The 12,561-nt window shown below is 72.0% G+C and carries 11 protein-coding genes and 1 pseudogene; 4 read left to right on the top strand and 8 right to left on the bottom strand.

What is annotated here, in order from left to right:
- Positions 1–281 precede the first annotated feature (281 nt).
- Positions 282–705, bottom strand: a pseudogene (locus tag ACYF6T_RS20465) (HIT family protein).
- 39 nt (positions 706–744) lie between these two features.
- Positions 745–1,368, bottom strand: coding sequence for a TetR/AcrR family transcriptional regulator (locus ACYF6T_RS20460; RefSeq protein ID WP_461698233.1), 624 nt, complete (start codon positions 1,366–1,368; stop codon positions 745–747).
- A 76-nt stretch (positions 1,369–1,444) separates the two neighbouring features.
- Here ACYF6T_RS20460 and ACYF6T_RS20455 point away from each other — a divergent pair, with 76 nt between their 5' ends.
- On the top strand, positions 1,445–2,464 hold the full coding sequence (locus tag ACYF6T_RS20455; RefSeq protein ID WP_461698232.1) for an NAD-dependent epimerase/dehydratase family protein: 1,020 nt from the start codon (positions 1,445–1,447) through the stop codon (positions 2,462–2,464).
- 312 nt (positions 2,465–2,776) lie between these two features.
- Here the strand turns inward: ACYF6T_RS20455 and ACYF6T_RS20450 are convergent, their stop codons facing one another.
- The 6 genes from ACYF6T_RS20450 to ACYF6T_RS20425 all read right to left on the bottom strand — a co-directional run bounded on the left by ACYF6T_RS20450 (position 2,777) and on the right by ACYF6T_RS20425 (position 9,649).
- Positions 2,777–3,229, bottom strand: a complete 453-nt coding sequence (locus ACYF6T_RS20450) for an SRPBCC family protein (RefSeq protein WP_461698231.1) — start codon at positions 3,227–3,229, stop codon at positions 2,777–2,779.
- Between the two features lie 9 nt (positions 3,230–3,238).
- Positions 3,239–4,162, bottom strand: a complete 924-nt coding sequence (locus ACYF6T_RS20445; protein WP_461698230.1) for a helix-turn-helix domain-containing protein — start codon at positions 4,160–4,162, stop codon at positions 3,239–3,241.
- Positions 4,163–4,454: 292 nt separating this feature from the next.
- A complete protein-coding gene (locus ACYF6T_RS20440) occupies positions 4,455–5,510 on the bottom strand; it encodes an NAD(P)/FAD-dependent oxidoreductase (protein WP_461698229.1) in 1,056 nt (351 codons plus the stop codon).
- Positions 5,511–5,567: 57 nt separating this feature from the next.
- Complete coding sequence (locus ACYF6T_RS20435) at positions 5,568–6,104, bottom strand: isoprenylcysteine carboxyl methyltransferase family protein (RefSeq protein WP_461698228.1); 537 nt, start codon at positions 6,102–6,104, stop codon at positions 5,568–5,570.
- 45 nt (positions 6,105–6,149) lie between these two features.
- Entirely contained in the window at positions 6,150–7,892 is a 1,743-nt protein-coding gene (locus ACYF6T_RS20430; protein ID WP_461698227.1) for an FAD-dependent monooxygenase, read from the bottom strand.
- Between the two features lie 212 nt (positions 7,893–8,104).
- Complete coding sequence (locus tag ACYF6T_RS20425) at positions 8,105–9,649, bottom strand: MFS transporter (RefSeq protein WP_461698226.1); 1,545 nt, start codon at positions 9,647–9,649, stop codon at positions 8,105–8,107.
- A gap of 386 nt (positions 9,650–10,035) precedes the next feature.
- Between ACYF6T_RS20425 and ACYF6T_RS20420 the strand changes: the two genes are divergently transcribed.
- Genes ACYF6T_RS20420 through ACYF6T_RS20410 form a run of 3 tightly spaced genes read left to right on the top strand, consistent with a single transcriptional unit; the run spans position 10,036 to position 12,515 of the window.
- The gene (locus ACYF6T_RS20420) at positions 10,036–11,004 is read left to right on the top strand and encodes an acyl-ACP desaturase (protein WP_461698225.1); all 969 of its coding nucleotides are present in this window, start codon (positions 10,036–10,038) and stop codon (positions 11,002–11,004) included.
- 31 nt (positions 11,005–11,035) lie between these two features.
- On the top strand, positions 11,036–11,302 hold the full coding sequence (locus ACYF6T_RS20415; protein ID WP_461698224.1) for an acyl carrier protein: 267 nt from the start codon (positions 11,036–11,038) through the stop codon (positions 11,300–11,302).
- The gene (locus tag ACYF6T_RS20410) at positions 11,292–12,515 is read left to right on the top strand and encodes a beta-ketoacyl-[acyl-carrier-protein] synthase family protein (RefSeq protein ID WP_461698223.1); all 1,224 of its coding nucleotides are present in this window, start codon (positions 11,292–11,294) and stop codon (positions 12,513–12,515) included. Before ACYF6T_RS20415 ends, ACYF6T_RS20410 begins: the two co-directional genes overlap by 11 nt.
- The last annotated feature ends 46 nt before the right edge of the window (positions 12,516–12,561 follow it).

The raw sequence follows: 12,561 nt of genomic DNA, 5'->3' as shown, positions 1-12,561 counted from the left end.
AGGCCGCTCCCCAGCCCGGGCTTCTCCATTCCTGACCGGTCTTCCCACCCGTCCCGCTGCACCCGACACTGCAACGTCGACATCGACGTGCCGGCCGCCTACCAGCCCACTGGCAAAGGCTGCGTCGACCGGCGGACCGGCACCATCCACGTGTCGCACTGTCGGCACAGTGGATAGCCTCTGCGGTCACGAACGATGACGTACTGCAGGATCACGCTCACCAGCAGGTCGTGAGAAGAACAGTTGGAGTCGCTCTCACGGGGTCGATCATGGGTTCTGACTCAATTGCGCTGGTGCTGCCCTCCAACGAGGTACTCGGCAAGCCTCGTGCCGGGGTCGCCGGCCAGTCGATGCTCGGATCGCCCCGCCGGCCACGTCGAGATCCCGTCGTCCGCCCACCGCGGGACGACGTGGAAGTGAAGGTGCGGCACCGACTGTTCGGATGCCGGGCCGCTGGCGTTCAGGATGTTCACGCCTGAGGCGTCCAGGGCTGCCCGCATGGCGCCGGACACGCTGGACCAGCGTCATCGTCGCGGCGAGGACGTCGCGTGGCGTGTCGAAGACATCCGCGTAGTGCTGGGTGGGCACGACCAGAGTATGGCCGGGCGCCAACGGATCCAGCGGCAGGAACGCGCAGGCCCTGGTTTCATAGGCAACCCAGCGCGCAGCGCCTTCCTCGATGAGTCGGCAGAACGTGCAGTCCACGTGGCACGAGCTTGCCACCGGCGCGACGGCAGCGGCGGTCTACTGGTCGCGCTGGGCCGGGGACACATCGAGGAGCCGCAGCATCGCGGGGAGCAGGTCGCTGGTCAACGGATCGGGGGCGTCTTCGTCGATCGCGCCTTCCAGCGCCAGGCTCGTATAGCCGTGCACCAGGGACCACACCGCGTAGCTCGGCACCAGCGCGGGGTCCGCACCCTCGGGCAGCTGCGTGTCCTGGCCGCGCAGGCCGCGGTACAGGGCGCGCAGTGCCCGGTGCTTCTGCTCGACGAGGTCGGGATCGTGGTAGTCGAACTGGGTCATGCGCCACATGAGGTCGAACAGCGCGCGGTTGTCCCGGGCGAACGCGACATATTCGGCCGCGAGCGCCGCGACCCGCTCCCGCACGTCGCGCCCGACGACCTCCACCGCCTCCAGCCGGTCGCACAGTTGGCGGTAGGCGCGCGTGGCGAGCGCGCCGAGCAGCCCGCGCGCGTCGCCGAAGTGGTGCTTGGGCGCGGACTGCGACACTCCCGCCCGCCGCGCGGCCTCGCGCATGCTGAACCCGGCGACACCGCTCTCGGACAGCACCTCCAACGCGCTGTCGAGCAGCGCCGCGCGCAGATTGCCGTGGTGGTAACGATCGCCGGACTTCGGCTCTTCGGTCATCACACCCCCCATCTTGACAGTGAGCAGACCGCCCGTAAACTGCTCACTGTCAAGATGGGGCGATCACGGGAGAGACATGACAGACACAGTCCTTGTCACAGGGGTCTCGGGATTCATCGGCGCTCACACAGCGGCCGAACTGCTGCGGCGCGGATACGCCGTCCGCGGGTCGGTGCGCTCACCGGCCCGCGCCGCCGAGGTACGCGCCGCCATGGCAGAGGCGGGCGCAGACGACACGCTGCTGGATATCCTGCCCCTCGATCTGCTCTCCGATGAGGGATGGACCGCCGCAACCGCCGGCTGCCGGTACGTCCTGCACATCGCCTCCCCCTTCGTCACCACCAAGCCCAAGGACCCGCAGGACCTGATCCGCCCCGCCGTCCAGGGCACCACCCGCGCACTCAACGCCGCCCTCGACGCAGGCGTGGAGCGTGTGGTCGTCACCTCTTCCCTCGCGGCGGTGCAGTACGCGCCCGCGCGCACAGGTCACGTCTTCACGGCATCCGACTGGACCCCACCCGACCGCCGCGGCCTCAACGCCTACACCGCGTCGAAGGTCCAAGCCGAGCGCGCGGCCTGGGACATCATGGAGCGACGCGGCGTGCGCGACCGGCTCGCCGTCATCAACCCCGGCGCGGTCATCGGCCCCCTCCTGTCCGACGATCCCGGAACCTCCGTCACGGCGATCCAGCAGATCATGGCCGGCGCGCTCCCGATGGTCCCGGACCTGCGCCTGCCGTGGGTGCACGTGCGAGACGTCGCCGACGCGCACATCGAGGCCATGACCTCCAAGACGGCGGGCGCAACCCGCACCATCGTCGCGACCGACCCCACCTCCCTCATCGACGTCGCCGCAGTGCTCCGCGCAAGGCTTCCCGAGGCGAGCGGGAAGATCCCCACCCGGGCGATGCCGACGTGGCTCACCCGGGCCGCGAGCCTCTTCGAACCCCAACTGCGTGACAACCGCTGGCTCATCGGCTCGGCGCAGCGCTTCGACCGCGACCCCGCCGAGGCGCTCCTGGGCCGCCCACTCCACCCGATCCCCGACACCATCGAGGAAACCGGCCGCAGCCTCGCCACGCGCGGCCTCATCTGAGACCGCCCAACCCACCACACCCGGTGCACAGCACCTCGCCCAGGCGACAAACCCACACCACACCCAGTACGCCTGCGACAACCACAAGCCCCATCCCCAGCAGCGGTCACGCATGTGACGACCGAGGCGACGGCACGTCAGCCACATCGTCGACCCCACGGGGACATCCCCCAGCAGCACACCGCCGCCAGTGAAACATCGAGGTGACCGGGGCTGGAACCGCACCGGCCGTCAACAGGTAGTCGTGCCGGATGAACCGGGCGTCGTCCAGGATGATTCATCGCGGTCCAAGTCCCGCGCCCGCCTCGGCAGTCAGCCGTCGGCGGACCCGGCCGTGGTCCGGGCGTAGTCCGCCAGCCCATCGGCCATCCGCTGCATGAAGCGCGTCAGATACCAGCGCCACAACGGACCCGAGAAGCGCAGTGTCGGCTCGAAGACGCCCGTCCATGTGATGACGGTGCCGCCCTGCGGGGTCTCGGCGAGTTCGACAGTGCCCCGGTAGGAGCGGAACGGCCCGCTCGTGTTGTCGTAACCGAACCGCCGGTCGGGTTCCAGCTCGACGATGCGTTCGCGGGAGACGGAACGGCCCGTGCGGAACACCCGTGTGTCGCCGACCTGCTGCCGCTGCTGTGGATCACCACCTCCCTCGATCTCGACGGAATCGATCGGCGACCAGGACGGCCAGGTCGCCGCGTGGACGAGGGCGCTGAACACCGCGTCAGGGCTCGCCGGGGAGTGGGAGGTGACGGTATAGCTGTACGGCATGCAGCCACGCTAGAGCGGCGCCGCCGGCCCGGTACATGCGCTCGATTGCCCACCTGCCGACCGCATCTTGCGGTAGACCGACGGCCTGACACCGACCTGGGTCTGGAACGCCGAGGACAGGCTGCCGGGGCTGGAGAAGCCACAGCGCTGCGCGATCTGCGCCACCGTCAGGGTGGTGTCGCCGAGCAGCCGCCGCGCCTCCCCGATCCGCAGCCGGGTCAGGAACCGGTGCGGTGTCTCGCCGGTCGCCGCGCGGAAGACGCGGATGAAGTGGTACACGCTCAACCGCGCCTCCGCGGCGATCTCCGCGAGCGTCAGCGGATCGGCCAGTCGCTCACGCATGACCGCAATGCCCCGGCGGACCGCCGCGTGCTCAGGGCCCGGTACCGGCCGGGCAGCGCCCCGGGCCAGCAGATGGGCGACGAGGAAGACCGCGGCCGATTCCGCGTACACGTCCCCCGCGGCCGGCAGCCCGCGCAGGATGTGTTCCACCACCGTGTCCCCCGCCCCCAGACCGGCGGAGAGCGCCTCGAAGTCCGGGGCGGCACCGTCCAGTTCGGCCACCGTCCGCTCCACCGTGGCCCGCGGAACGTGCACCTGCACGCTGCGCAGCGTCGACGCCGCCCGGTAACTGCGCACCGACGCGCGACCGGGCACCACGAGTTCCAGACGGCCGGGAAGCCAGCGGCGCCGGGTCGCCCTGCCGCCGCCGCTTTGGACGTGCATCACGGCGTCCCCGCCCGTGCACAGCACCAGGTGCAGGTCGGACGTGCCGGGAAGGGGCATGGCCTCCACCTCACGCGCGTGGGTGAAGGACTGCACGAGCAGGGACCGCCACCCGGCCTCCTGCCAGCTGCAGTACGTATGACGCACGAGCTCGGCCGTGTCGAGATCCGCGTAGGGCGCCAGATCGAAGTCGCGTGAGTCGAACACGCCTTCACCATAATCGCGGTCTTTCGCGACGGTCCGCTGACGGAGTCGGTGGACCGTGCTGGTGCGGTGTTGTCGCGGCTGCGGTTCTCGGCCCGGGCTCACAGCCGGTGGCGGTATACGAGCCGGGCGATCCGCGATCTGCTCGGCCCTGGGATTCGTCAGGTGCGCGCACCCGACTACGTACAGACCACCCCTCCGTTCCCCAGACCCGGGGCCACAAGTTCGTCGGCGACGGCTGGTCTCGTCAGGGCATCAGACCGTCTGCGGTGTGTGCGCTGTACGCCGAAGCCCGTCAGCGGGCCAGTTGGTTGACGACCCCGGTGAAGAGGGCGGGTGCCGCCCGGCATGCCGGTACCAGGAGGGCTCTTGGGGCCGGGCGGGCGGTGGCGCTCACGAGTCCTCGGGTGAGCAGGCGGTAGCGCCGGGTGGTGCCCTGCCACTGCCGTTCGTAGCGGTGCGGAGCATCGGCCAGCAGTGCGTCGACGGCGGCCTGGGCCTGGGCGAGGGCCAGGCTGATGCCCTCTCCGGTGAGGGCGTCCTCGTATCCGGCGGAGTCGCCCACGAGCAGGACCCGGCCCACGACCCGGCGCTTGGGCCGCTGCGGCATCGGCCCTGCTCCCCGTACCGACGAGGCCGCGACCGCGTCGGCCAGCCGACGGCGCAGAACGGGGAAACCGCACAGCAGGGCGTCGTAGGCGTGCGGTGCCGCTGCCGCGGGCGGTTGTTCGGGGCGGTACAGCACCGCGACACCGACCTGGTCGGCGGCGACGGGGGTTACGTACGCCTCCGCGTGCGGCCCCCAGGTCACTTCCACGGTCGAGGTCCACGGCCGGACGTGCCAGTGGCGGCGCAGGCCGAAGCGGCGCAGGCCGCCGTGGCCGGCGGGGACGCCGAGATGGCGGCGCAGGGGTGAGTGCAGGCCGTCCGCCGCGATGAGCCACCGTGCGCGCATTCCGCCGGCGGTCACGGAGACGCTGTCCTGTTGCAGGGTGGTGATGCGGCGGTGCAGCAGCCGCGCTCCTGCGGCTTTGGCCGCGGTGGCCAGGACGTTGTGCAGTTCGGTGCGGCGCACGCCGAGTCCGCTGCCGCGCAGGAAGGGCGCGTGGGCGCGTCGGCCGGACAGGTCCAGGTAGTCGATGCCGGTGAGTGCCGCTCCCTCGGGGCGGATGCCGAGCGCGCGCAGGCGCTCCACGCCGGCGGGCATGATGCCTTCGCCGCAGGCCTTGTCCACGGGGCCGATGCGCTGCTCGCACACCATCACTGTCAGTCCGGCGCGGGCCGCGTGCAGGGCCGAGGCCAGGCCGGCCGGCCCGCCGCCCACGACCAGTACGTCGGCGTCGTAGGACACTTGTGGTGCTCCTCGTCTCAGCGGGCGGTTGGTGGCTCGGTTCGGCCGGCCGGTGTGTCAGGTGGCCAGTGCCAGCGCCTTGTTCTCCACCCGCAGCCGTACGGCGAGCAGCGCCGCGTTGGCGGCCGTGAACAGCAGCGCGGTCACCCAGGCGCCGTAGACCAGGGGCAGCGCGATGCCCTCAGTGATCACGACGACGTAGTTCGGGTGGCGCAGCCAGCGGTAGGGTCCCCGGCTGACCAGGGGCAGGCCGGGCACGATGATGACGCGGGTGTTCCACTGCGGGCCCAGGGAGCGGATGCACCACCAGCGTCCGGCGTTCGCCAACACCACCCCGGTCAGCGCCGGCCAGCCCAGCGCGGGAGTGAACTGGCGGTGCGCGAAGGCGACTTCGGTCAGACACCCGGCGATGAGCGCGACGTGAAGAGCGACCATCACCGGGTAGTGGCTGCGGCCGTACTCCACGCCTTGGCGGTCGGCGGCCCAGCGTGCGTGGCGGCGGGCCACGACGAGTTCGAGCAGCCGCTCGCCGGCGATGGCTGCCATGAGAATGGCCAGCCCTGGAGGCAGGGCGGCGAGCGCCGGATGGGTCATGGCGGGAAACTTTCCTTCCTGTGCTGCTGAAGTGATCGGCTAAGGTCATCGGGTTGGTGCGTCTGCGTCGGCAGTCACCGGCGATGGCTCCCGAGCGAGGACCTTCGTCACCGCCTCGGTCAGTACCCGGATGGGGTCACCGGGCTCGGCGGCGCACCGCAGGGCCACGTGGTTGTCGGGGCGGACGAGTACACAGCCCGATGGTCCGACCCCGTAAAGGTCCTGCCAGTGGCCCGGTTCGTCCTCCGTCCAGGGGCAACCGGGGCCGATGCGCACGGTGAGGAGGTCCAGACCGTGACGCTGGTTGACCTCGGCGGCGGCCACCTCCCACATCCGCCCCTGCGGGCCTGTCAGCACGGAGAAGCGGTCGGCGATGACGTCGTGCACGGTGATCCGCTCCCCGGTGGCGCCGCGCAGCCACAGGTGAGGCGCGCGGGCGCCGGGGTGCGCGGTGGGCCGGTAGACGCACACGGTGGATCGGGGCAGGGGGCTGCCGTCGTCCACGATCGCCTCGGAGTCGTAGACGTAGCCGAAGGTCTGTCCGGTGAACAGGAACTGCTCCCGCTGTGCCGGGATGCCCGCGATGATGCGAGCGCGCAGGGCGGCGCCCTCGGGGCTGTCCGCGTTCTCCACCTCGCGCAGCGAGGTGGGGTCGGCGAGCATCGTCCCGGTCAGCGCCATGCGTTCGGCGTTGGCCATGCTCTGTCGGGCGTTGGCCAACGCGACCGGGCGCCGTTCCGTCTCGTAGGTGTCGAGCAGCGCCTCACCGGCCGTACCGCGCAGCACGTGGACGAGTTTCCAGACGAGGTTGTGGGCGTCCTGGATGCCGGTGTTCATGCCGAAGCCGCCGTTGGGCGGGAAGCGGTGGGCTGCGTCACCGGCGAGGAGAACCCGGCCGGCGCGGAAGCGCTCCGCGAGCGCGATCTCGATCTGCCACGGGTAGACGTCCCGCACCCGCACCTCCACATCGGGTGCGCCCACCGCGGCGCGCACGAGGTGGGCGCACCGCTCGGCGGTGAAGTGCCGCGGAGAGTGGTGGGCGGGGTCGTAGCCGAAGAGGTACGTCCAGCGGCTGTGCCCGTCGAGGGCGACCAGGGCACCCTGGGTGTCGGCGTTCACCACGCACCACAGCAGGAAGGGCCGCTGCCGCTGGTACGGCGTGAGGTCGGCGGTGAAGTGCACGCCGATCATGTGGCCCGACGAACGCAGCCGGGGTGCGCGGATACCCGTCCGGCGGCGCACCGTGCTGCCCGCTCCGTCCGCCCCGATCAGGAACCGGGAGCGGAAGGCGTGGAGCGTGCCGTCCTTGGCCGACCGGGCGGTGGCCGTGACACCGGTGCCGTCCTGTTCGACGTTCAGCACTTCGGTGCCGAACCCGACCGTCACAGTGGGGTGGGCCTCGACGGCCCGCAGCATCAGGGGTTCCAGCACGTCCTGCGGACACGAGCGCAGGATCTCGCTGGACTGGGTCAGCATCCCCTCCAGGACCGCCGGGTCGTCGTCGGCCATGATGCGGCCCAGCTCCCGGCCTGCCATCCGGGTCACGAAGCCCACGCCCAGACCGAGTTCGGGTGGCAGCGCGGCCTCGCTCACCGGCGGGGCCAGACCCCACTGCCGGAACAGTTCCATCGTCCGCGCGTTGAGGATGTGGGCCTTGGGGTGCCGGGCCGGTCCGGGGTGCCGCGCCACCACGTGCGTCCGCACTCCCGCCCGGCCCAGCAGGAGCGCCGCCGCAAGACCGGTCGGTCCGGCGCCGACGACGAGGACGTCGGTCTCGGGCGTTGTCATCAGCAGGTCTCCCCGTCTCCGGCGGGCGGCGGCGCCCACACATTCGAGCACGTGGGCCGCACCGTAGAGGCGGTCTTCCCCTTCCTCACCTTCCCTTTCACCCGAATGGTGCCGAGGTGGAAGACATCGGGGTGCGGCCTTCGCCGGGCGCCGCACCGGTGGTGCGGGCCCAGCCTGGTGATGGCCTGGGGCGCATGTGCCCGGTGTGTGGGCTAGTCGGGCACGGGAGGCTCCTTCGGAGCGCGCAGGAGGAAGCAGACCGCGACGGCCAGGACGACTGCGACCGTGCTGAGCGCCGCGGACATGCCGGTCATGAACGCGTCCTTGACGGCCGACGCCAGTGCCGTGCCCTCCGGGCCGATGCGCTCGGCGACGTACAGACCGCCGGCCGGGGAGCGCCGTACGGCGTCCGCGGCGACCGGGGGCAGCCGCGAGACGTCGGGCAGCGCCGAGCGGTAGTGGCTGCCGAACACCGACCCCACCAGGGCGATGCCGATGGCCGCCCCGACTTCGCGGGTGACGTCGTTCACCGCGGACGCCACCCCCTGCTGGTCCCGGGTGAGGGCACCGGTGATGGCCGACGTGCCGACGGCGCCCGTCGTACCGATCCCGAAACCGGCCAGGACCAGGCTGCCGAGGAAGGGCAGATACCCCGACCCCGCGCCGAGCAGGGACAGCGCCACCAGTCCGGAGCCGAGCAGCAGCAGCCCGCCCACCATGACCGTCCGCATGCCGAGGCGGCCGACCAGGTACGGAGTCGTCTGCGAGGTGGGCACGACGACCAGCGCGACCGGCACCAGGGCCAGCGCGGATTTCAGCGGACTGTAGCCGAGGACGAGCTGGAGGTATTGCAGGCCGACGAAATAGAAGCCGAACACCGCCATGAACTGCACCGCGATCGTCACGGCTCCGGCTTTGAAGCTGCGGATACGAAACAGCCGGGGATCCAGCATGGGGTGTGCGGCGCGCAGCCCCAGCAGGACGTACGCGACGGCGGCCAGCACCGTGACAGCCAGCGCGCCCACGACGCGGGCCCGGCCCCAGCCGCCGTCGTTGCCCTCGACCAGCGCATACACCAGGGCTCCGGGCGCGAGAGCGGTGCACACCGCGCCGGCGACGTCGAACCGGCGCCGGTGCGCGTCCGCGTCCCTGGTCTCGGGGGCGAGGACCAGTGCCGCGACAGCGGCGCCCGCAGCGGCCACGGCGCTGGCGACGAAGATCGCCCGCCAGCTGAACCACTCCAGCAGCGCACCCGACACCAGCATCCCCATGATCACCCCGGCCGCCGCGCACCCGGACCAGATGGCAACGCCTTTCGGCCGCTGGGCCGGGGTGAGGACCGCCGTGATCGTCGACAAGGTGCCCGGCATGATCATGGCAGCCCCGAGACCCATCACCGCGTGCCAGACGATCAGCGCGGTCGTGTCGGAGGCGCCCGACGCGGCCAGGGCTGCCGCCCCGAACAGCACCGCACCGGCCACCAGCACAGCACGGCGGCCCAGGCGGTCGCCGAGGGCCCCCAGGGGAAGGACGAGGCCGGACAGCGCCACCGCGTATCCGTCGACGATCCACGTCAGCGACGTGGTGGACGCGGACAAGCCGACGGCCAGTTCGGGCAGAGCGAGATTGAGGGCCGACATGGAGGCGGTGACCAGTGCCAGCGCCAGGCACATCGCCGACACCACCCCGGCCGGCCCTGCGCCGCCCGGGTCCTCGCCCTCGTGCTCCGGGGCACGGGAGTCACTCGTCGTGGTCATCGGCCGGTGACTCCTCGTCGGTGCGTGGCGCGGCGGAAGAAGGACGGGGGGACGGCGGGCGGCCCGGAGCGGGAAGCTGAGGTGATCACCCGGCAAGGACTAGTGGCCGCGCGCCACGGCGCGGGTGACCCTCCCGCGAACGCGGCACGTCGAGGGGCTCGCGTTGACGCCCGTCCGGCCCGGACACCGACGTCCGGCATGCCAGACGGGCACCGGCCCGCAGCCAACCGGACCAGGACGTACCCCTGCTGGGTGATCACCGGCGCGTTACGTCCCCGTGCGTCCGTCGAACGGGTGGAAGATCGCTTCCCGGGCCGTCCGGGCACGTTACACAGCTCGGCGCACCATGCATGACCCATGCGAGGCGGAGAAGAGGGAACCGGGGGATGGCTGAGGTCACTGCGCAGGAGGCACGCGTCCTACGGGAGCTGGAGCCGTCGGTGGAACGGCTGTTGGACCGGCATCTGGCCGCGGCCCGTGACTGGCTCCCGCACCAGTACGTGCCGTGGAGCGCGGCACGCGACTACGACGGCCCGCTGCACGGCATGGCCTGGGCGCCGGAGCAGTCGCAACTGCCCCAGGCCGTGCGGGACGCCCTGGTCGTCAACCTGCTGACCGAGGACAACCTGCCCAGCTACCACTTCGAGATCGCCACCCGGTTCGGCCGCGACGGCGCCTGGGGCACCTGGGTGCACCGGTGGACAGCCGAGGAGGACCGCCACGCCTCGGCCCTGCGCGCCTACGTCCACGCCCGCCGCGCCGTGGACCCCGTCGCGCTGGAGGACCTGCGGATGCGGCACGTCGGCACCGGCTACCAGACCAATCTGCCCACCCTCCTGCACTCGCTGGCGTACGTCACCGTGCAGGAACTGGCGACCCGGCAGGCGCACCGCAACGCGGGGGCCGCCTGCGCGGACCCCGCCGGCGAGCAGCTGATGGCGCGGATCGCGGCGGACGAGAACCTGCACATGCTCTTCTACCGGGGGCTGCTCGCCGACGCGCTCGCGCTGTTCCCCGACGCGACCCTGACCGCTGTGGCGGACGTGCTGGACGGTTTCGCGATGCCCGGCGCGGCGATCCCCGGCTTCCGGGCGCGTGCCGCGCGCATCGCGGCCTCCGGCATCTACAACCTCGACGTCCACCTGGAGTGCGTGGTCGTTCCGCTGCTGCGCGCGCTGAAGGTGATGTCCCTGCCCGGCCTGGGACCGGCCGGTGAGCAGGCACGGGATTCGCTCGCCGGACACGTGGACCGGCTGACCGCGCGGGCGGCCCGCGCACGGGAGTTGTTCGAGCGCATGAACGCCGGCCGCACCCCCGCAGCCGGCCCGGGACGGCACCAGGAGGCACCGACATGACCCACGCGGCACACGTGCAGGAGACACAGGTATGACCGAAGCGCCACAGGACGCGCTGCCCGAACAGCTGATGGCCCTGCTGACCGACCATCTCAGCATCACCGCCCCTCCCGGCGACCTCACGCCGACGACCACCTTCGCCAGCCTCGACGTGGACTCACTGGCCCTGATGGAACTGGTGGTCGCGGCGGAGGAAGAGTTCGGGATCGTGCTGCCCGAGGACACCCTGGACCTCTCCCCGGCCTCGACACTCGCCGACGCCGCCCGTGCCTTCGCCGCGGCACGCCATGCGCGCTGACATCGCCGTCACCGGCCTCGGCCTGGTCACCCCGGCGGGACACACGCTCGAGGACAACTGGGCGGCCCTGTGCCGGGGCCGCTCGATGGCCGCCCACGATCCCGAACTCACCGGGCTGCCCGTGGACTTCTCCTGCCCGGTGACCGGCTTCGACCCGGTGGCGGAGCTGGGCCGGCCACTGGCACGGCGCGTCGACCGGTTCGTCCAGTTCGCCCTGGTCGCCGCTCGCCGGGCCGTCGCCCATGCGGGGCTGGACGAGGCCGACGGGCTGGGCGAGCGCGCCGGCGTCGTCCTCGGCGTCGGATCCAACTGCCTGAGCACCTACCCCACCGAGTTCGGCCATCTCGGCGCACACCGGCCGGAGCGGGTCTCACCGCTCGCCCTGCCGCGCAGCGTGCCCAGCATGGCCGCCGGCGAGGTCGCCATCGACCTCGGTGCCCGCGGCCCCAACTTCACCACCGCCAGCGCCTGCGCCTCGGGCACGACCGCGCTGGGCGTGGCACGCGACCTGCTGCGCTCCGGCACCTGCGACCTCGTGCTCGCCGGCGGCAGCGAATCGGCCAGGTCCCGGATGACGGCCACCTGCTTCACCCGGATGCGCGCACTGTCCCGGCGCCGGGAGCGGCCCGAACTGGCCAGCCGGCCCTTCGACGCGCACCGCGACGGCTTCGTCCTCGGCGAGGGCGCCGCCGTGCTCGTTCTGGAACGGGCCGCGGACGCACGAGCCCGCCGCGCCCGGACACTGGCCGTGCTGCGCGGCTACGGCGCCAGCGCCGACGCCCACCACCCGGTGGCACCGCATCCGCACGGCGACGGCGCCGTCCGGGCGATCACGGCCGCGCTGCGGGACGCGGACTGCCGCCCCGCGGACATCGGGCACGTCAACGCCCACGGCACCGGCACCCCGCTCAACGACGCGGCGGAAGCCGCCGCGCTCACCCGGGTCTTCGGCGACGACGTCCCGCCCGTCACAGCCGCCAAGGGTGTGATCGGCCATGCGCTGGGGGCGGCCGGGGCGATCCAGGCGGCGTACACCGTCCTCGCCCTGCGCCACGGCACGGTGCCGCCGGTCGCCAACTTCACGGGACAAGACGGCCCCCACAAACTCGACATCGTCGCCGAACGGCCCCGCCCGGTGCCCGCGGGCGCGGGGCTGAACTGCTCCTTCGGCTTCGGCGGCCAAAACGCGGTCCTGCTGTTCACCACCGGATAGCCCACCGGACAGCCACCATCACACGCAGTCAGCAGAAAGGGCGGAC

The organism is Streptomyces sp. 7R007 (genome assembly GCF_054850255.1).
Note: the sequence above shows the minus strand (reverse complement) of the source record. Positions and strands in the feature narration are given on the sequence as shown.

Coding starts and splice junctions, on each gene's coding strand:
- ACYF6T_RS20460 (WP_461698233.1), bottom strand. CDS start 1,368: ATGACCGAAGAGCCGAAGTCCGGCGATCGTTACCACCACGGCAATCTG.
- ACYF6T_RS20455 (WP_461698232.1), top strand. CDS start 1,445: ATGACAGACACAGTCCTTGTCACAGGGGTCTCGGGATTCATCGGCGCT.
- ACYF6T_RS20450 (WP_461698231.1), bottom strand. CDS start 3,229: ATGCCGTACAGCTATACCGTCACCTCCCACTCCCCGGCGAGCCCTGAC.
- ACYF6T_RS20435 (WP_461698228.1), bottom strand. CDS start 6,104: ATGACCCATCCGGCGCTCGCCGCCCTGCCTCCAGGGCTGGCCATTCTC.
- ACYF6T_RS20430 (WP_461698227.1), bottom strand. CDS start 7,892: ATGACAACGCCCGAGACCGACGTCCTCGTCGTCGGCGCCGGACCGACC.
- ACYF6T_RS20425 (WP_461698226.1), bottom strand. CDS start 9,649: ATGACCACGACGAGTGACTCCCGTGCCCCGGAGCACGAGGGCGAGGAC.
- ACYF6T_RS20420 (WP_461698225.1), top strand. CDS start 10,036: ATGGCTGAGGTCACTGCGCAGGAGGCACGCGTCCTACGGGAGCTGGAG.
- ACYF6T_RS20415 (WP_461698224.1), top strand. CDS start 11,036: ATGACCGAAGCGCCACAGGACGCGCTGCCCGAACAGCTGATGGCCCTG.
- ACYF6T_RS20410 (WP_461698223.1), top strand. CDS start 11,292: ATGCGCGCTGACATCGCCGTCACCGGCCTCGGCCTGGTCACCCCGGCG.